Origin of the sequence: Paenibacillus sp. CFBP 13594, assembly GCF_014842675.1 — a bacterium.
GTDB classification, from domain to species: Bacteria; Bacillota; Bacilli; order Paenibacillales; family Paenibacillaceae; genus Paenibacillus; species Paenibacillus amylolyticus_B.
This window is the reverse complement of record NZ_JACYVQ010000002.1, coordinates 588,773-610,025: the sequence shown is the minus strand read 5'-3', so window position 1 is coordinate 610,025 and position 21,253 is coordinate 588,773. Positions and strand designations below refer to the sequence as shown.

General features: G+C 47.4%; 13 protein-coding genes. 9 read left to right on the top strand and 4 right to left on the bottom strand.

Annotated features, from left to right (window positions below; genetic code table 11):
* Positions 1-123: 123 nt before the first annotated feature.
* The 3 genes from IFU39_RS10125 to IFU39_RS10115 form a co-directional block, all read right to left on the bottom strand.
* On the bottom strand, positions 124-1,074 hold the full coding sequence (locus IFU39_RS10125; RefSeq protein ID WP_149846495.1) for a hypothetical protein: 951 nt from the start codon (positions 1,072-1,074) through the stop codon (positions 124-126).
* A gap of 221 nt (positions 1,075-1,295) precedes the next feature.
* Positions 1,296-2,489, bottom strand: a complete 1,194-nt coding sequence (locus tag IFU39_RS10120; RefSeq protein WP_223199909.1) for a YqhG family protein — start codon at positions 2,487-2,489, stop codon at positions 1,296-1,298.
* Positions 2,490-2,492: 3 nt separating this feature from the next.
* Positions 2,493-4,256, bottom strand: coding sequence for a DEAD/DEAH box helicase (locus IFU39_RS10115; RefSeq protein WP_149846496.1), 1,764 nt, complete (start codon positions 4,254-4,256; stop codon positions 2,493-2,495).
* A 563-nt stretch (positions 4,257-4,819) separates the two neighbouring features.
* Between IFU39_RS10115 and IFU39_RS10110 the strand changes: the two genes are divergently transcribed.
* Positions 4,820-7,459, top strand: a complete 2,640-nt coding sequence (locus IFU39_RS10110) for an adenosylcobalamin-dependent ribonucleoside-diphosphate reductase (protein WP_192132446.1) — start codon at positions 4,820-4,822, stop codon at positions 7,457-7,459.
* An 81-nt stretch (positions 7,460-7,540) separates the two neighbouring features.
* Here IFU39_RS10110 and catA read toward each other — a convergent pair whose 3' ends face one another.
* Complete coding sequence (gene catA / locus IFU39_RS10105) at positions 7,541-8,188, bottom strand: type A chloramphenicol O-acetyltransferase (RefSeq protein ID WP_105598139.1); 648 nt, start codon at positions 8,186-8,188, stop codon at positions 7,541-7,543.
* 231 nt (positions 8,189-8,419) lie between these two features.
* Between catA and IFU39_RS10100 the strand changes: the two genes are divergently transcribed.
* The 8 genes from IFU39_RS10100 to IFU39_RS10065 all read left to right on the top strand — a co-directional run bounded on the left by IFU39_RS10100 (position 8,420) and on the right by IFU39_RS10065 (position 21,156).
* Positions 8,420-8,980 (top strand): flavin reductase family protein, encoded by a 561-nt coding sequence (locus tag IFU39_RS10100; protein ID WP_076318443.1) that lies wholly within the window; start codon positions 8,420-8,422, stop codon positions 8,978-8,980.
* Between the two features lie 574 nt (positions 8,981-9,554).
* Positions 9,555-11,648, top strand: a complete 2,094-nt coding sequence (locus IFU39_RS10095) for an acyltransferase family protein (RefSeq protein WP_105598140.1) — start codon at positions 9,555-9,557, stop codon at positions 11,646-11,648.
* A gap of 257 nt (positions 11,649-11,905) precedes the next feature.
* The gene (locus tag IFU39_RS10090) at positions 11,906-13,219 is read left to right on the top strand and encodes an extracellular solute-binding protein (RefSeq protein ID WP_091017469.1); all 1,314 of its coding nucleotides are present in this window, start codon (positions 11,906-11,908) and stop codon (positions 13,217-13,219) included.
* Between the two features lie 101 nt (positions 13,220-13,320).
* Positions 13,321-14,202 carry a carbohydrate ABC transporter permease gene (locus IFU39_RS10085; protein WP_091017467.1) on the top strand — a complete coding sequence of 294 codons (882 nt, stop codon included), beginning with the start codon at positions 13,321-13,323 and terminating at the stop codon, positions 14,200-14,202.
* Positions 14,203-14,217: 15 nt separating this feature from the next.
* Entirely contained in the window at positions 14,218-15,093 is an 876-nt protein-coding gene (locus IFU39_RS10080; protein WP_091017465.1) for a carbohydrate ABC transporter permease, read from the top strand.
* A 30-nt stretch (positions 15,094-15,123) separates the two neighbouring features.
* Positions 15,124-16,905 carry a cache domain-containing sensor histidine kinase gene (locus IFU39_RS10075; RefSeq protein WP_192132444.1) on the top strand — a complete coding sequence of 594 codons (1,782 nt, stop codon included), beginning with the start codon at positions 15,124-15,126 and terminating at the stop codon, positions 16,903-16,905.
* Complete coding sequence (locus tag IFU39_RS10070; protein WP_192132442.1) at positions 16,902-18,488, top strand: helix-turn-helix domain-containing protein; 1,587 nt, start codon at positions 16,902-16,904, stop codon at positions 18,486-18,488. The genes IFU39_RS10075 and IFU39_RS10070 overlap by 4 nt, the downstream gene beginning before the upstream one ends.
* 91 nt (positions 18,489-18,579) lie before the next feature.
* Complete coding sequence (locus IFU39_RS10065) at positions 18,580-21,156, top strand: beta-mannosidase (RefSeq protein WP_192132440.1); 2,577 nt, start codon at positions 18,580-18,582, stop codon at positions 21,154-21,156.
* Positions 21,157-21,253: the final 97 nt, after the last annotated feature.

The following is a 21,253-nucleotide window of genomic DNA, read 5'->3' as shown; positions in this document are numbered from 1 at the left end:
CTATTTCACTAATGTAAAGCAAAAAGACGCAATCCCTTAATAAATATGGGAAGGCGTCTTATTTGTTGTCGATGTTTATAGTTTTACACGTTATCTGACTGTATGTTAAGAATTTGCTGATGATCAAGGATTTAAGAGGTAAAAATGGCCATCTTGCTGCAATGTACTCAAAGGGATAAAGCGTTGAATGGATGATTTTCCACCTAGCGCTACATATAGAATGGACTCTGCTTCCTGATCTGTATGCCACAGCTGATAACCGCTAACGGGTAAAGGACCGCCGTATACGATATTACGATCACCCGCTGAGAAAACAATCCCTTGATTCTCCCCGTGTTGTATTACATCTTTTGCCCGGTCGGCAGCAACAGGCTTGGCGGTAATCCACAACAGATTGTCAGCCGGATTAAAGACGGGTCTGAGATAAAATGGATCGACTGATAAAGATGGCGTTGTGGACAAATCAGTTATGCTGGCAGAGATCTGTTTGGAATCAGCCTCCAGCAGGTTCAGGAACTCTGACGGTAGTACATCTCCGTTCGTAGCATCAATATAAAGTGCAGGTTGACTAGGTTGTTCCACTTTCCAATATGCCAGCAGGGGAAGAGCATAACCAAGATGAAGCTCTCCTCCGGCAGCAAGTAATGCCTCAAGGTTCACATGTTGTCGATCTAAGGCTTGTCCAAGAAGTTCATTGTTGTATGGTGACTGTTCTCCTTGACCATATTCACTAAGCATCATCTGTCCCTGTTCTGTGGCGGTAATAATCATGTATCCGATAGGTTTACCCTCAAATGCAGCTTGCACCAGCCAGCTATGTGTACCCGGCCCCAGAGGATAGAAGTCCAGGTCGGCGTTCTTCCAATTTGCTTCGGCGTTAGCCGTACCGAGTGTAACTGCTTGTTGCTCTGCAAATCGTTGCACAGCAGCGGGAGCTAGCTTGTCATTCTGGAATGCATGATGTTCGGGACTATATTCTGTGGATGATTCGGGGGACAGCGAAGACGCTTTTTGTTCCTCTGCATTGGCTATCGACCAAAAAGAGAATAGGGCAAGACAACTGAGCAAGCCCAAGGTTATACAGGTTGTTTTCCGAGCGTTGTTCCAACATGTATGAAAGAATCGTTTCAAATTTACACCTACTTTTCATTTATCCGTTACCTGAGCGGGTTCTAGTTTCATTCTAGGGGACAGGCTATGCAAAGGATGCTGCAACCTGTCGGGCAGCTGATCATGAATAAACACTACTTTTGCCAGCATTTGCAGGAAAAGTAGTGTCTTCGTCTATCTTTCGTTTATCTTAAGTGAAACATACCGCTGCTAATGGCAGTCACTTTCACTTTGGGTTCATATTGCCAGATCATCTCGGTCCGGCGTGTCTCATACTGCAGTTTCATAGCCTCACGATCGATTACCGCCTGTTTTGCTTTCTCTTCTTCGGCATCTGTCTCGGAGTCGATCGGTACTGCGGCCTCTGCCGCCAGCTCTACATCTGCTCCAATGGGTTTAGCGTTAGGTATATCCAGAACTTTTCTCAGGGGTACAGGTGGCGTGCGGTCAGAAGTGACTTTCTCCATGTCTGAGGTTATGTTACCTAGTAATTCTACCTCAGGCGTATCTTCCCGGAGTACCGCCTCATAGTAGGTGTCCAACACGTCCAGCTCCAGATCAAGCCGCTCTTGGGCTTTCTCAGCCCAGCTATAATCGAGTTCCAACAAGCGGTTCGTCAAATGAGATTCCAGAGCAGCTCCGGCATCGGATAACGAAACTTTAGCTGTCTGCACATGCATGTTCTCTGCGAGCCTTGGACTGAGATCACGTCGATTAAGCTTAGTGCCGAATTTTTCTATAATCTCACCCGAGCGAAGGGAGATGCCGAGAAAATGCAATTCCTCCCGTTTCAAATCACAGGCGAATTCTACCTTGAAACAGACACCAAGCCAAGGTTCATATACGGCTGGCGCTGTAGCGCGTAATTGCCGTTTGGGAGCCTGTTCGAACAGGTTCACGAAGGCACCGCCTTCACGGGCTGCGCCGAAAATCTGTTGGAGCCTGCGACTGCCATACACCACTTCTTCACGCAATATTCGACCTGGCCCCAGCTGTGGCAGCGATGGCGTAATACCGAAGTAACGACCCAGAATGGTATCTTTCGGTGGCTCACCTGGGGTATTCCCATTGGTTACGCCATTCGTACCCGCAGGGTCAGTTACAACCGGAGGTGATGTTTGCGCTGCTTTGGCTTCTGCTGCTTCAATGGCCTGCTGATAACTGTCAGGATCGAATATAAATGTGAAAGACATGGTCTCAGCGGGTGCTCCGGTTCGTTCCACGAACCCCCAATAATAGGGGCGATTGGTCAACGCTTTGTCCGCCTCAGGCGAGAGTTTGACTGTAACATGGGCAGGGGAACGCTCCATAATCTGACAATCCAGTGCTTCCAGATAGGTGAGAACATAAGCCTGCACTTCATGGGGGGACATGGTCATGAGTTAGCTACCTCCTTTGCGAAGATCTAACAACCCGGATACGGCAGGCCCTTCATCGGAAACCTCACGTTGAATAGAGTTCAGCGATTGTCCAAGTGAATCCATTTTGCGGCGAATATCCTCATCAGTTTGTGATTCCAGCATGATTTTGTACAAACTTTTCTCAATAGACTCCTTCTTCTCCAGCCGTTCCAGAATGACATCCAGCCCGCCGATCACCATCTCAAACATATTGATCTTCTCATGCAGCAGATTCAGAATATGTTCCTCTATGGTTCCGGTCGTGGATAAATTGAAGATGTTCACGTCATTTTGCTGTCCCAGCCGGTGTACCCGACCGATCCGCTGCTCTACCCGCATAGGGTTCCAAGGCAGATCAAAGTTGACCATATGATGGCAAAATTGCAGATTAATGCCTTCGCCACCCGCTTCGGTTGCAATCATGGCCTGCACACGCCCGCGGAAGAGATCCATCATCCAGTCTTTTTTGCCTCGATTCATGCCACCCCGGTAGGGTACAGCCGTAAGCCCATTGTTGCGGAAATAGTTTAGCAGATACTCCTGCGTGGCCCGGTATTCGGTGAAGATAATTACTTTTTCATTCATGTTCCGAACCAGCTCCATCGTTTTCTCCGCTTTGGTATTCTCCTTGATCGCTTTAATATGGGCAACGAGTTCCCAAATCTTGTCCCGAAGGGGCGAGTCCAGCGGAAGTTTCTTCGACAGATTCACCAGCGTCACGAATACAGCATCTCGACTGCTGCACACTTCACGCTGCAATGTAACAAGGGAGAGCATGCTGCTCAGATTGCCGCCAGCTTCCTGGTACTGGTCTTTAACAAAGGAAGTCACGCCATCATAAAGCGCTTGTTCTTCAGACGATAGTTGCAGATTCACGTTGGAGACGTTCCGTTTGGTAAATTGAACGGGGCCTTCGCCGCGGCGGTTACGAATCATGACTTTGGATAACTCGTTCTTAAGCTGTTCCTGATTTTTCGGAACCCGTTTGTCTACAACAAAGTTGGCCGCAAAGTCACCCTGACGGCCCAGCTGACCGGGCTTCAGCAGGTTGATCAGATTGAACAACTCGCTCATATCGTTCTGCACAGGTGTAGCTGTGAGCAGCAGACAATACTTTTTGCGCAATTTCAGCATGAACTGATAGTTGGTTGTTTTCTTGTTTTTGAGCTTATGGGCCTCGTCAATAATGATCATGTCGTAATCGGTATTCAGCAGCATATCTTTATGCGGGTCACGTTTGGCTGTATCCATGGAAGCAACAACCACTTCATTCTGCCAGGAATAGGCCTTTTTCTGGGCAATGGCAGGGATGCCAAATTTCGAATTCAACTCCCGTACCCATTGCAGCACAAGAGACGCTGGCACGAGAATGAGTACCTTGGATACGAGACCCCGAACCATATATTCTTTCAGAATGAGACCAGCTTCAATGGTTTTGCCAAGACCCACCTCATCGGCGAGAATGGCCCGGCCTGACATTTCAAATAATACTCTGCGTGCAGTGTCCATCTGGTGAGGGAGTGGAGTGAGGCCTTGCAGATGCTTGAGACATTGGATCTCGTCAAAATTGGGAATCAGATTGGTTTCTTCGGCTTGAATGCCCAGTTGGAAGAGTCGATAATCCCCCCAAGGACCTCCTTTATCCAGTCGTGATTCCAATTGATTAATCCAGCTTCGATCAAATTCCAACGGAACGGGCAGCTCGGCTACAGGTTGATTGGTGTGGTGCGGGTTTTTCCGGTTCATGGTGCTTCCTCCCCTGCCATACGTGATGACGTTTTATTCGTAGGTAATAGTATGGACGAATGAGAGGTAGTTCATAACTATACAAGTTGAACTACAGTTTATTTGCACGAACACTACGATGACAGAACAACCTTCCAATCGCTGTTATCCCCAGATTTCTTTGATTCCCTTTTCTGGAGGGGAAATCCGGTGATAGCGTATGCTTTCGATGCAGCTTTCTTTCAGAAAGCTTTTAGGCGAACGCTTCGCTTTTTCAGGTTTTTTCTGTCCTCTCCGTTGATGTGCAAATGATTAGTTTAACTTATATTGAACCCAGAAATTTAGTAAAGGCACATGTTTTTTTGTCCCAAAAAATTCACAGGTTTTGTATGCGTGAGTCTAAGGGTGTGTGAAGAAGCTTGTCCGAGCAGGAGAGTCTAAAAAATAAGGTCTGTGATAAAAGTCATATAGAAAATCAATATATGGTGTAATATACTGGTTTTATATCACTATATGTGGTGTTTCATCATAATTTGCTTTTATAGTGAAAATGGAGCTTTATACCGGGGAGGTTGAATGTAGCGATGAAATCAAACCAACGATCGTACCAATTAGAAGGACTTAGCGAAAAAATATTTCTGGACCGATACGCCTGGAAGGATGCTGACTCGAATCATGCCAAGGTCGGAGATGTGGTACTCGTATTAACTAAGGATGATCCCAAGTTCCCAACCAAGGAAGTGGGCGAAATCATAGAACGTCAGGGTCAGCTTGTACAGGTAAGAACTCGAAGCGGAGAGATGATCGAGACAAACGTGGAGAAATTGACACTCAACATTGAAAAAACACCGGAAGAGATGTGGGACCGTCTTGCCAAAGCGATGGCTTCTGTCGAATCCACAGCCGATCAGCGGGCAACGTGGGAGTCCAAGTTCCGCTCCGTGTTGGAAGATTGGAAGTTAGTACCCGGAGGCCGCATTGCTGCGGGCGTGGGGGCAAGCGATGAGCTGACACTCTTCAATTGTTATGTCATTCCGTCTCCGCAAGACAGTCGGGGTGGCATCATGAAGACTTTGACCGAGATGACGGAGATTATGGCACGTGGGGGAGGTGTGGGCATTAATTTGTCTTCTTTGCGTCCTCGCCGAGCGGTAGTGAAAGGTGTGAACGGATCATCCAGTGGTTCCGTATCGTGGGGCGGATTGTTCAGTTATACGACAGGATTGATTGAACAGGGTGGAAGCCGCCGGGGTGCACTCATGCTGATGATGAATGACTGGCATCCGGATGTGCTTGATTTTATTACCGTGAAACAAACGATGGGGCAGGTGACCAATGCCAATCTGTCTGTATGTGTGAGCAACGCATTTATGGAGGCTGTCAAGAAGGACGGAGATTGGGATTTGGTTTTCCCTGATACGAACGATCCAGACTACGACACCAAGTGGAACGGGGATATGCAGCAATGGAAAGCCGCAGGTCATTCGGTAGTACACTATCGTACGCTGAAGGCTCGCGAAATCTGGCATACCATTATTGAATCAGCTTGGAAATCAGCAGAGCCTGGTGTGGTATTCATGGAGTACTACAATCAGATGTCCAACAGCTGGTACTTTAATCCGATCATTTGTACTAATCCTTGCGGGGAACAAGGCCTGCCTGGTTGGGGTGTATGTAATCTGTCAGCAATCAATCTGTCCAAATTCTACGATGAGACGAATCATGATGTGGCATGGGATGAACTGGCGGAAACCACTCGCATCTCGGCTAGATTTTTGGACAATGTCATCGATGCAACACCATATCATTTTGAGGAAAACAGACTGAATCAGCAGCGTGAACGCCGGGTGGGGCTTGGCACGATGGGGCTGGCAGAGCTGATGATTAAGCTGCGTATAAGGTACGGCAGTCCTGAATCCCTTGAATTTCTCGATAAACTGTATGGATTCATGGCGAAGGAGGCCTATCTGGCATCAGCAGAGATTGCAGCAGAGAAGGGAGCTTTCCCAGCTTTCGAAGTTGAACCGTACTTACAGAGTGGATTCATGAAAAACATGGTTGCGAGATACCCTGAAGTAGGAGAGGCCATTCGGAAACAGGGCATTCGAAATGTCACACTGATCACACAGGCGCCAACGGGAAGTACAGGTACGATGGTGGGCACATCAACAGGGATTGAACCGTATTTCGCCTTCAAGTATTTCCGTCAAAGCCGTCTAGGTTATGATGAACAGTTTGTACCCATTGCGCAAGATTGGCTGGATGAACATCCGGGTGAAGCTTTACCAGACTATTATGTGACAGCGATGGATCTGTCGGCTGAGAATCACATCCGAGTGCAGGCTGCGATTCAGCAATGGGTGGATAGTTCAATCTCGAAGACGGCCAACTGTCCGGCTGATTTTACGGTGGAGGATACGGCTGAGCTGTACGAACTGGCCTTCGACCTTGGCTGTAAGGGAGTAACGATATATCGCGACGGCAGCAGGGATGTGCAGGTGTTGTCCACGTCGAAGAAGGAAGAGACCCATTCCGAAGATCAGAACACGGCGGAAGCAAAAGAGAAGACGGACGTATCTGCAATAGATAACCCGAATAATATACGAGGGCAGGCAGGTGCTGAAGCGTTCAGTAGCGAGGTTGATGTTGAGACTCTTTCTTCTGATCAAGCCCCTTCTTCTGCTACAGTGCTGGATAAGCAATACAGAAGCCGTCCTCAAGTACTGCGCGGTGCGACATACAAAATCAATACGCCATTCGGGATGGCTTACATTACGATCAACGATCTGGAGGGAACGCCGGGTGAGATCTTCCTGAACGTGGGCAAAGCGGGATCGGACGTGTTTGCCATGGCTGAGGCACTCGGTCGAGTATGCTCTCTGTTCCTGCGATACGGAGATCATGGGCACAAGGTTGAACTGTTGATCAAACATCTCAAGGGAATTGGTGGTTCGGGAGCGATTGGCTTCGGAGCCAACCGGGTTGAATCGATTGCTGATGCAGTCGCCAAAGCATTGGAAAGTCATGTACAGAGCAATGTGCAGAAGAACGAAACTAGAGCATTACAAGAACAGAGTCAAGTGGAGAGCACGTATCCAACAGTGGAGGATCAGAAAACCTTTACCGAATCGAGAGATTTATGTCCTTCCTGTGGCTCGGCATCCCTGATGAATGTGGAAGGATGCAAAACATGCAGCAACTGTGGGTACAGTAAGTGCAATTAAATACCTTTTGAAAAAAGAGAAAAAGAAAGGCACTCCTGACTCCATTACGAAGTCCGGAATGCCTTTTCGTCATTTAGCTAACTAACACCAATCCTGGCATCGATCTGCAAGTGATTGCAGTTCATTAAATAAAACGCCAGCATGGTAGCCGTCGCACACGGCGTGATGTAACTGAACGGATAAGGGAAGATATACTTGATCGTTTTGTTGAACATATTTCCCCATCGTGAAAATAGGCAACAAGTAGGTTCCTTCATTGTAAATATTCAGATTAAATCCAGTAAAGTTCACCCAGGGAATGCTGGAAACGGGAAATGTATTTGGCGGTTCATTGGGTTTGGCAACAAATTGTTTGTGATCTTTGTAATTCTTCATATCTTCCAGATAACGAATGTGGAATGTCTCGAAATCTTCATGGAATGTCGTCCAGATCGTTGAGAAACTCTTGTGGTCCTCATGAAAAATCGTATAACTCGGAGACATTTCGTCCCAGTAGCCCAATATCCCCTCGGCATCAAAACAGGTTCTGAATTCCCTGTGTGCATTGACGACCGTAGAGATCATATGAATAAGAGCGGGATAGAACTTCAATCCTTTAAGCTTCAGTTCGTTGATCAATAGAGTGATATCCAGATTAGCAGTTATGCTGTAAGTACATCTGACCTGATTCAAGTAGTGGTCAAAGTATGGCTTTCGATCCCACTGATCTAACACGATTGAATTAAACATAAGTTATAACCTCCTAAATTTGAATATTGCCTTCATTTAGGAGGTATATTTGACTGATTTGACCATATCCTATCACATTCCCAGTATCGTATTTTTAGAAATTGACCATCTCAGTATAACATGATACTGAATGTGTCGCTTATAGCGAAATCCTCTGCAAAACGCTTTTTCAACCAGATTTTTTACTTTATAATTAAAGTTGTGTTTATAACGAAGAAGAGAGGGGATTAGATGCGTCAGCCGATAGAAGAACCCATATTTTATTCTTATCCTGGAATGGTAGCGGTGGTGACTTCACGTCATGAGGGAGTTCAGAATGTGATGGCGTCCGGATGGCATACATACATCGGATCATCACCAGGCGTATATGGCATCTCCCTTCGTAAGGAAACATACTCCTATGAACTCATTGAGAAGAGCGGCGTATTCGGTGTTCATTTCCTGCCAGGTCATCGATCGGAGTGGATTCAAGCTGCAGGAACGTTCAGTGGGAGAGATACGGATAAATTCACAAGATTCGGCATTCCGTATGAGGAAGGAATCAAGGTAAGTGTACCCATTTTGACAGATGCTTATTTTGCTTATGAATGCAAGGTTATGGAGATTACGACATATGGTGACCATGAATGGATTGCAGGCGAAGTATTGCAGCGATATCAGGATCAGAAGTACTTTCTGGAGAATGGAATGGTTGATCTGGAGAAGTTGCAAATCCCAATGTACACAGGGCGTTCAGCATACCGGATCATGGATGCGAGGACAGAAGAAAAGATTCACCCGTTCCACCTCTAGGGTCCTAGGCAAGAAGAAGCAATTATGAGCAAAACTTTCAATCCGGTCTGACATAGGTTTATAATGGATATTGGCTGCTGAGCAAGTCGGCAGCCTTTTGTTATGAATTCAATTGTTTCAATCGATGTGTGCGTGGGTATGCTGGTTTGCGCAAGCGGGACAGGTAATTTTAGCCACTCGATGAAAAGTACTATATTTAACGACAAAATTAGAGTATGATTTTACAGCTATATGAGCTGGCAGGAAAGGTTACATCGGTTTAATCGTTTGTAACTATTCCTGTAAAGTATGAGGCTTATTTCGGGCGTATAATGCTAAACGTGAACTCACGAATGAATATAAAGAATATTTTAATAATTAAACTTAATGGACAGGCAACTCGTCTTCTTTAAGATTATAGAATTCACACAGAATGTCGCATCATCGGATCGTGCTTCAAACAGAAGCTTTTCTTATGTTGTAAATGAAAGATGGAAGGTGCAATACGTATGTTAATGACAACCAGAACGATCAGGAGTTCCTTTATGCCCCCAACACCGATGTTGTTGACTCACAGTAACAAGGAGGGGCATGCATGTCACAATCGTTAAATCGTAAGAGACATATGAACGGACTTGACGGCTTGCGAGCCATCGCTGTACTTGCGGTAATCGCGTATCATCTGAATTTGGATTTTATTCCGGGCGGACTGCTCGGTGTAGGTATATTCTTTGTTCTCTCGGGATATTTGATTACAGATATTCTCGTGTCACAGTGGCAGGAACATGGACGCATTTCACTCGGTGATTTCTGGGTAAGACGGGTAAGGCGTTTGCTTCCAGGCATGCTGACCATGACAGCTGTGGTGATGATCTGGTTGGCTTGTACAGACCCGTCCCGGCTTGCTGCGCTTCGTGGTGATATCGTTTCGGGTGTATTATACATAAGCAATTGGTGGTATATCTTTCACAACGTTTCCTATTTCGAAAGTTTTGGCCCTCCATCACCGTTTGGACATTTCTGGTCACTGGCTGTGGAAGAGCAATTTTATCTTATATGGCCTCTTCTACTGATCGCAGCAATCGTAGTGTTCAAAAGAAAGGGATGGCTGGTCGTCTTCATTGTCGTCGCAGCTGAATTGTCTGCTGGCGCAATGGCCATCATGTATAATCCGGATCTGGACCCGAGCCGTGTATATTATGGAACAGACACGCGGGCATTCGCACTTCTTGCCGGTGCTGCTCTTGCCGTGGTGTGGCCTAGTCGCAAGCTGTCGAACTCTCTGTCTGGCATGAACAGGCTTGTGCTCGATGTGTCGGGACTTGCTGCGCTCGCTTTGTTAATCTACATGATGTTGAACAGCAGTGAATATGATCCGTTTCTGTATCAAGGGGGCATGGTGCTTCAGGCTATTGCAACAACGTTGCTGGTAGCGGTGTTGGCTCACCCATCGTCTTTCCTGGCACGTATCATTGGCGCGAAGCCATTACGCTGGATCGGAGAGCGATCCTACGGATTATATCTGTGGCATTATCCTGTCATTCTGTTAACCAATCCCGCGGTGGATACGGGAGGAGCACATCCTGTACGAATCATTTTACAGGTTGCTGCAACGGTTGTACTGGCCTCATTGTCCCTTAAATATATTGAAAATCCGATTCGGTACAACGGATTCCGTGATTCTTGGTCCCGATTATGGGGAAGAGGGCGGTCAACGATCGGTATACGTAACGTATGGTGGAAGCGGGCAGGCCTGTTGATGACGATTCTGTTGTTGTCCTATACGGTATCTCAGATGATGGTCTCACATGCAGCGAACTCTGACTCCCATTCGGTATCGATGTCCAACACATTGAATGGAGAGAATTCCGTGGTGGAGGAACAGGGACAGGATGTGTTGCCAGCTATTACAGCGACGTCAGGCTCTGGTCAAAAGAACGATGCTCATACCCATAAACCGGAAGCAGGGACGAAAGATGATCCGGGGAAAAACGAGAAGCCAACAGGAGAGTCTGCTCCAGACTCAAAACCTGACGACCAAGACAATGCAGTGAATGCTGGCAAGGACGGTCAGTCTGAAGATAAGCCGGCTGATGACTCCGTGACTAACGAGAATGATACACCAGATGACGCTGGAGCGAATCAATCCGATAATACGGATCATACAGATGATGCACCTGATTCATCTCAGGACAATGAAGAAACGGCTCCTCCTGCCCAGGATGGCAAGGTTCATTATACCGTCATTGGAGATTCGGTGATTTTGGATGCAAAACCGTATCTGGAGCAAAGTATATCGGGAGTGTATGTGGACGGACATGTCGGTCGTCAGATGTGGCAGGCAGGTGATGTATTGGAAGGTCTGAAGCAAAACAACCAAATGGGCAGCAAAGTGGTGCTGGAGCTCGGGACGAATGGTTCCTTTAACTCCAAAAACTTGAATGCTGTGCTTGATTATCTGAAGGATGAGGATCACGTATATCTGGTTACTGTGCGTGTACCTCGTCCGTGGGAACGAACGGTGAACAGGGCTTTGAATGAGGCAACATCCAAATACAGCAATGTCTCGTTGATTGACTGGAACAGTGCAAGTGAGGGACATGACGAATATTTTGAAAAAGACGGCGTACATCTCACTACGCAAGGGTCCGAAGCTTTTGCAGATCTGGTGAAAAACAGTATCCAATAATACGCAATCCATATTTAATACGATTTAGCACTTATTCATTATATATAGCCTGGGTTGAAGCTACCGACGGCTGCAACAAGAAAGAGCTCTCATTGTGAGGGCTCTTTTTAGTTGTTATGAACAATAAGTCAGCAAAGTAAGTTCCAAACAGGGGAACCGATATTTTTCACCCCTGCATCCGTGGATCGTCACCTTACGGTATGATAGCGTTAACATTTACAATAAGTGTATTCAAATCGCCGAGGGGGATTATAGAGATGTTGAAAAAATGGCTTTCGGGTTTCCTGGCAATAACGTTGTTCTCCATTATTCTGGCTGGCTGTGCTGGCGGGGACACTTCAGAAGGAGGCAGTGGCAATGACAAAGTAACCGTCACTCTCTGGCACAACTGGACCGGACAGGATGCAAAGGCGGTTGCGATGCGCAAAATAATTGAAGATTTTCGTGCGGCGCATCCAGATATTGAAGTTGTGGATGAAGGCCTGCCAACAGATGGTCTCAAAACCCGGCTTCGTACGGTGGCAGCTGCCAACGAGATGCCAGACCTGTTCGTGATGTGGCCGGATGCCATGACAAAGGAATTTGTGAAAGGGGATCTGTTACAGCCCATTAATGCAGAGCTGGACGCAAAGCCGGAGTGGAAAGACAACTTCATCCCGAATGCATTGGACGGATACACCGTAGACGGGAATATCTACTCCGTGCCGATGAATCTGGCGCCAAGTTCCTTCATTTATTACAATGAAGCTTTGTTCAAACAGTACAACGTAAAAGTGCCTGAGACATGGGCGGAACTGGAACAAGCGATTGCTACTTTTAATCAAAATAAAGTCATTCCCATGGCACTTGGCAACAAGGCCAACTGGGTAGCTCAATCAACGATATTCAGTACACTGGCTGATCGGATTACCGGCACAGACTGGTTCCTGAAAGCGACAGCACAAGAGGGTGCAAGCTTTACCGATCCGCAATTTATTGAAGCCTTGAACAAGATGCAGGAGCTTGGCAACACCAAGGCATTCCAGGATGGATTCAACAGTATCGATGAGACACAGATGATGCAGCTTTATTTCCAAGGTAAGGCAGCGATGGTCATGAACGGCGGATGGGCCTTGGCAAATCTGGTGAACAATGCACCTGAAGAGGTGTTGAACAACACACATATTACGATTCTTCCTCCAGTGGACGGAGGTCAGGGTGAACCAAGAACAACATCCGGTGTAGTAGGAACCGGGTTGGGTGTAAGTAAAAAGCTGAGCGGTGCACAAAAAGAGGCAGCGATGGAGCTGTTCTACGCGCTGGCAGGACCAGATGGCCAGAAGGCCACATTGGATAGCAGCACATTGGTGAGTTACAAGATTGATCTGGACAAAACCAAAGCACATCCATTGTTCGTAGAATTATATGATTTAATGCAGGAAGTGAAGATCACGCCAGTATACGATTCCAAGCTGGGATCAGCAACGGTTGAGGTTATTAATAATGCATTGCAAGAGTTGCTTATGGGTGGCAAGGCTGAAGACATTGCGGCCAAAATTCAGGCGGCTCAAGCCAATGCAGTTAGTCAGTAACCATTCGTTAAAACCCCTTCCCGGCAGGGGAGGGGTTTTAAGTATGAATGGGATAGTCAGTTGCAAGTCGGTAAAGGCATTTATGGAAGGGAAGTGAACAGATGAACGCACTGCGCAGTCGGCGTTTTATTATGCTGGGGCTGGCCCCGGCAGTCATCATTTATGCATTGTTTGTATTTGTACCGGTCGTGTGGTCGGCATACTACGGTTTCTTCAACTGGTCCGGCATTGGCGCATCCAAATATATTGGTGTGGATAATTACATTGAGATCTGGCATGATCCTGTGTTCTGGCGGGCACTGAAAAATAACGTTATTTTTGTGTTGGCATCGGTATTTGGACAAATTCCGTTAGCGCTGATGCTGGCGGTCATATTACACAAAAGCAATCCGTTACAGCGGTTTCTGCGTTCAGCCGTATTTCTACCGATGGTGTTATCCACTGTCGTTATCGGTATGATCTGGCAGTATATCTATCATCCGCAGATCGGGATATTGAACTTTCTGCTGGACGCACTGGGGCTTGAAAGTTGGAAGCTGCAATGGCTGTCCGATGACAAGATTGCAATTTTCTCATTGGTACCGCCGCTGCTCTGGAGTTTTGTCGGGTTGTATCTAATTATCTTCATCTCGGCGCTACAGAATATTCCCGGCGAGATTCATGATGCTGCCAAAATAGACGGGGCTTCAGGAATCCGGAAGCTGGTATCCGTCTCTTTGCCCATGATCTGGGGTACGGTTCAGGTAGCAATTATTCTATGTATTTCGGGTAGTCTGAAATCCTTCGATCTGGTCTACATCATGACCAAGGGTGGTCCGGCACATGCGACAGAACTGCTTGCAACGTATATGTACAATTCAACCTTTACAACATACCGATATGGTTTTGGTAGTGCAATCTCAACAACCATCGTACTGATCTCCCTGCTGCTGATCGGAACAAGCCAGTGGCTAACCAGTCGCAAACGAAAAGAGAATCAATAGAGAGGAGGAGTTATCATGCAAGTGACACCTGTATCCATGCCATCACCACGAAGCGGCTCGGGCCATCCGATTCGTCGCCTACGTAGCGGAATTGTTTGGACGCTGCTAACGGTCTATGGTATTTTAACATTGTATCCGTTCTACTGGCTCGTGATTAGTGCATTCAAAACAAATGAAGATTTTTATAGCCGGCCCTTTGGACTGCCGGAAAACTGGAATGTTGCCAATTTCAGCAATGCATGGGAAAGCTCCAGGCTGGGGACCGCTTTTGGCAATTCACTAATTGTATCGGTTGGATCACTTATTCTGACGCTGTTTATTGCAGCGCTGGCTTCATTCATCCTGGCCCGTTTCCAGTTTCGCTGGAAAGGGTTAATCATGACCTTCTTTGTTGTTGGCATGCTCATTCCGATCCATAGTACACTTGTCCCCTTATTTATTTTAATGAAACAGATGTCCCTGCTAAATACGTACTGGGCCTTAATATTACCTTATACGGCTTTTGCATTGCCTACGGCAATTTTTGTGCTTACTGCTTATCTGACAAGTGTTCCACGTGATATTGAAGAAGCAGCTTTTATTGATGGAACAGGACTTTGGGGGCTGTTTACCCGGATCATGTTACCCATGTCCGTACCTGCGTTGTCAACGGTTACGATCCTGAGTTTCTTGCATGCGTGGAATGACTTTTCATTTGCGCTTGTATTCATCAACAAAACCGGATTGAAAACGTTACCGCTGGCCATTGCGAACTTTGCGGATGGGTATCAAACCGATTACGGATTAACGCTTGCTGCCATGACTCTGTCGGTCATTCCAACCATTATCTTGTATCTCGTATTCCAGGAACAGGTTATGAAAGGTATGACAGCCGGAGCTGTCAAAGGGTAAGCGAAAGCGCATCCAGAGGAGGAGAAACGTTTGGCACGCTGGCTCACATCTTCGTTACAAAGGAAGCTATCCGTCGTTGTGACGGCTTCAATGATTGTGCCTTTGCTGGCCTTGGGCCTGTTTGCCTTTCTAATCTCTTCCCGCATCACAGAGCAAAAAACAAAGCTGTCCGGCATGGATACGCTGAAACAGGTAGAGGCCAATCTTCGTTATATGTTGCAGGATGCCGAGAATCTCTCCATTTTCCTGATTGGAGAACGGGACATCCAGCAGTATCTTAGCCATAATGAAGATCATGAGCTGGACCGGGTGGATATTTTGGGCAGGATGACCAATCTGGCAGCTTCCAAGAAATATATTGCGAACATCGCCATATATCCAAGCCGATTCGATGCCACATTGTCTACGGCTACCTGGTATGAATCCAATAATTCAAGCTTATCTTATCCACCAGTGCCGAGCGGAGAAGCAGTGAAAAAATGGACGGGGGTATATCCGGTCCAGAATTATGCGGGTATACAAAATGTGATCACATTGGTTCGGCCGATTCGCAGTATCCATGATTATCGACCCATTGGCTGGTTAGCCATTAGTCTGGATGAGAAGGCCATATCCAAGGGATGGGCCGCTCTGGGATTAGGCAGAGGGCAAGGCAGACTGGAGCTCATCGGCAGTTCTGGAGAAATTCTGTCTTCGATGGACAAATCCCGGCTTGGACTTAAGCTGGAAGGTGTCGAACCAGGGATTTCGACGTTAATTCAGGATGGCGGTAGCGGAACCACCACGTATGGCAGTGGTGACGATAAACGGACGTTGCTCTATTATCCGGAAGAATTGACGGGGTGGACGTTGGTTGGAACGGTTCCTTATGACCAGTACAAGTCGGAGAATCGGTACATTCTTATTCTTACCGGCTGCGCCGTTGCGATGTCTGCTGTGATCAGTGCTGGCTTGGTCTGGTTTACGGTGCGGCGTGTGACGAGGCCGCTTCGTGTGCTTACCCGGCATCTGTCCCGAATTGATCCGGAACGTCCGCTTCCTTTGTTTCGATCTGAAAGTGATGACGAGATTGGCAGGCTTGGGGAGAGTTACAATCTGCTCGGTGCACATATTCAGTTATTGAAGGAAGAGGTTATTCGAGGTGAAGCTCGCAAAAAAGAAGCGGATCTTAGAGTGCTTCAGGCGCAGATTAACCCGCACTTTCTGTATAACACGCTCTCTTCAATTCACTGGATTGCCTTGATGTCTGAAGAGAAGCGGATTGCGGATATGGTTGAGGGCCTGAGTGATTTTCTGCGTATCAGCTTGAACAATGGTCAGGATTACTGCCCTGTGGAACAGGAGATCGCTCATATTCGCCATTATGTGCGTGTGCAGTCGATTCGTTTCCCTGATCAATTTGTGTTGCATTATATCGTAGATCCAGCGCTTGAGAAACGAATGATGCTGAAGCTATTGCTGCAACCGCTTGTTGAGAACGCCATGATTCATGGCATTCAGCCCAAAGCAGGCGTGGGCACCATCACCATAATGATTCGCAAGGACCCGGATAATGAACAGATGAATGTGCTGGTGCTGGATGATGGTGTTGGCATGGAGCCGGACAGACTGGAGCAATTAAGAATAAGCATTAGGGAATGGAAGGGAAAACAGCCGGGAAAACAGCTAAACCAAGGCGGTTATGGGCTCTGCAATGTAAATGAGAGGCTGCTGCTCCATTATGGAGTGAATGCACAGCTTGAAGTAGACAGCAGGGTTGGGGGAGGTACCCGGATTTCGTTTTCCATTCCAATCTTGGAGGGTTCGCCATGAGACTATTAATTGTTGATGATGAAGTGATTATCCGTACAGGGCTTGCCAGCGTTATCGCTTGGCATGAACTCGGAATTGAACTTCTTCAACCTGCTGCCTCGGCAGAGGAGGCGTTAACACGCATGGCAGAGGAACGTCCGCATATCCTGATGACGGATATTCGGATGACAGGCAGATCGGGGCTGGAACTGGCAGAAGAGGGACTGCGATTGTTACCTGAGCTGGAGGTCATTATTCTGTCCGGATACGATGACTTTTCTTATGCGCAGCAGGCGATACGCCAAGGGGTTACAGATTATCTGCTCAAAACAAGCAAGCCGGAAGAGATCATCAAGACCGTATTACAGGCCAAACAACGGATCACGGAACGTTGGGCAGAGAAGTCCAGAGAGGGACAGCTTATGCGGGAGAATCGGGAGCGGTTATTTGCTGGTTGGATCATTGACGGTGACACCGCTTGGGGCCAATTTCCTTCGTTTTTGCGTTCTGATGCTGGAATAGAGGCAGCGAATGATGGTCTTGATGATGAACAGATTCGCAGACAAGTCATTGTACTTCGAGCAGAGGGTTGGGATCGATCCTCGGATGCACTATTACGATTTGCGGTGCAGAATACCCTGGAGGATATGCTACCGGGTGCCATTGCGCATATAGAGAAACAGCAAATTATATGTGTAGTTTCATGGCCGCCTGTGGAACAGGAATATCCGTTCAAGCTGGAGAGTGCATTACGTCGGGTGGAGCAATTACTGAAGTGTACTCTGCGTGCAGCAGTAGGTCTGCCTGTGCGTGGATATGCAGATCTGCACGAAAGCTACCGAACGGCTTCAACTGCTTTCCGATATCGAGGTTTGATGGATGATAAAGTATGGCATTATGAGCACGTTCAGGAGCGCAAAGGTGGTAAAACTGTACTTACGCATGAAGAAGAGACCACACTTGGTTCAATATTGTTAGATAATGATTCAGTGAGGTTAACGACATGGACGCGTGAACTGGTGGCTAATCTGACTACAGAACCGGAGGTCACGCCAGAATCGTTCAGTGCTTGTCTGCACTCTGCGGTCATTGCAGGTCATCGCTGGCTTACCCGTACAATGCGAGCGACAGGGCGTGAAGAAACCACAAGGCTTGAACCCTGGTTGCCGGAACCGGATGCCGAAGCTGTAGATCTTGGGGATATGTTGTTCCACCATCTGTATGGTCTGATGCATGTCTATCATAGCCGAATGGGTCAGGGACAGGCTGCCCATGTGCAAAAGGCTATTGGTTATATTGAATCATCACTGGCACAGGACATTAATCTGCAGCAGGTAGCTGGACATGTTCATTTGCATCCGGGTCACCTGAGTGAACTTTTTAAAAAAGAAATGGGTGTGACCTTTGGAGATTTTGTCACCGATATGCGTATCCGAAGAGCGATGGATATGCTCGCGGTGTCTCCAGCGAAGGTCAGTGAAGTCGCTGCTATCAGCGGCTACGAAGACGTGAAATATTTTAGCAGGCTGTTCAAAAAACATACCGGCAAGACCCCGAGTGAATATCGAGAAGAGGCGCTGTCGTTCAAACCTTCGGGAAGTTAGAAATGAGCAGACCAGGCAGCATGTCTTGCATTTCTGCCAAACGTTTTCGATAGGGTATTACTCAGGGTTATTGGAGAGTGAGGGTGTATTAATGAAGATCCATAGTTCAAGTCAGGATTTATCGGGACAATGGAAAATACAGCATTTTGAAGTTGGAGAGAAACGGGCAATGGATGTGGCAGCTGCTGCGCTGGATGACCGTTTTTGGATCGGGGCTGAAGTGCCTGGGGATGTACATGCTGCACTTATTGAGCGCAGTATTATTGATCCGCCCTATTACGGACATAATGATGCCAAAAGTCGCTGGATTGAACAAAAGGAATGGTGGTACCGCACAACCTTCAATCTGATGAGAGATACAGAGAGCGAGGAGCACTTTGAATTGGTGTTCGAAGGATTGGATACGTTTGCAACGGTTTACGTGAACGGCCATGAGGTCGGGAAAACGGCCAATATGCTCATGTCACATACGTTTAATGTAACGTCACTGGTACGGAGCGGCTGGAATACGATTGCTGTCAAGTTTGACCCGCTTCACCTGCATCACCGGGACAAAGAAACCTTCGACTGGTCCTCGTATACGAAGGAACGGCCATGGCTGCGCAAAGCAGCGATGAACTTTGGCTGGGACTGGGGTCCACGTATGGTTACAGTGGGGATCTGGGGTGCGGTAAGGCTGGAAAAACGAACAATCGCCAAGCTGGAAAATGTGTATGCTCGTACGGAATCAGTCAGTACAGAGCTGGCTGTCTTACATGTCACGGCGGATGTGAAGTCGGTCTTGTCTTACCGTAGCAGACAGAAACGTGAGCAGGCTGTGGTTGCGACCTGTAATGTTCGTCTGTTGGATCGCAGCGGACACGAGGCGGCATGTGCCACTGAACTACCTCTAGAAGGTTATAAGGCAGATACCACATTAAACATTACGTCACCTCAGTTATGGTGGACTCATGATCTGGGTGAGCCGTATCTGTATACACTGGAGGTTACATTATACGCAGATGGCGTTGAGGTGGATCGTTATAGCGAGCCCTATGGGTTACGAACGATTGAGCTGGCTCTTCACAATGAACGGGGTGAAGATACATTTACGTTTATTCTGAACGGAGTCAAAGTATATGCCAAGGGTGCCAACTGGATTCCGGCTGATCATCTGATTGGTGCCATCCCAAACTCCCGGTATCGTGAGCTTGTCGAGCTGTCGGTGGAAGGGCATATGAACATGTTGCGTGTCTGGGCTGGTGGTATATATGAGAAGGATGTCTTCTACGATGAGTGTGATCGGCAAGGAGTGTTGGTGTGGCAGGATTTTGCATTCGCGAACGCACTGTTCCCGGATTTCAATCGTGATTTCATGGATAATGTACGGCAAGAGGTAGAAAACAATGTCCTGCGCCTGCGTAACCGTGCCTCGCTTGCCCTCTGGTGTGGGAATAATGAAATAGATTGGCTCTATGATATGAAGTCTGCAAGTGGAGATATTACCAGTCCGTTCTACGGCGAACTTATCTATCATGAACTGATCCCTGAAGTGCTGGATCGCTTGGATCTGTCCCGTCCGTACTGGCCTTCTTCGCCGTTCGGGGATAGTAATGGTCAGGACGCGAATGATCCCGATGTCGGGGATCGTCACAACTGGCAGGTATGGCATGGCTCGGTCTATCCAAGGAAGCATGGAGAGCCGCCGTTGCTGGACTATAGTATTGAAGGTGTGACGTTCAAAAATTACAAAAAGGATCATGCGCTTTTCAGCAGTGAATTTGGTATGCATGCCTCGGCCAATCGTTACACGCTGGAGAAAAATATGCCCGCAGGGCAGTTTTACTGGGGCAGTCCGGAGATGGCCTACCGTAACAAGGATACCAATCACCAGAAAGGTATTCTGCTGATGGAGGGTTATACAGGCATTCCGCAAAATATAGAAGAATACATGAACTATTCCATGTTGACTCAAGCAGAAGGATTGCGCTATGGAATAGAACATTTCCGGCGCATCAATCACCGTAACAGCGGTGCGCTCGTGTGGCAACTGAATGATAGCTGGCCGGGTACAAGCTGGTCCATGATCGACTATGAACTGCTGCCGAAGGCATCCTTTTATTACGGGAAAATATTCTTTCATCCTGTCCTGTTGTCATTGGAGCATGAGCCGGGTGAACCGCTTGCGTTGTGGGTCGTGAACGATACACGGGACGTCTTGAAAGGTCAGCTGCTGCTCAATGTCTATGAATTGCATGGAGAGAAGATCTACTCCAGCTCACATGCTGTTGAAGTGACATCTCAATCCGCATTGTGTATTGCCGAAATAACTGAAGTAGAGGTGTTACAGGGCAGACGTGCGGAGGAAGTAATGGTTGAGTTGGTATCCGAAGGATTTGCGGCACAGAGCAATCGGTACTTCTTGCGTGATCCTAAGGATGTGACGTTGCCAGAGTCGCAATTGAGCGTACATGTGAATGAAGAGGAACAGTCTGTAACGGTTACGGCCAGTGGTGCGATTGCACGATTGGTGAAGCTGGAGCTTCCCCTTGGGCGTGTCCGATTCAGTGACAATTATTTTGATCTGCTCCCCGGTGAGAGCCGAACAGTGAGACTTCGTCATCCAGAGCAAACGTCTCTGCCTCTGACGGAACTTCGAGTTAGTGCCATGAACGGCAGAGAAGGATAAAATAATAACAGACTTCGATTCTTATTCGAGGTTCAAGGTTCATGGTGGTAATCCTGAGCAGGAATGCCACCTTTTTTACTTTTGCAGCAGGGTGAGT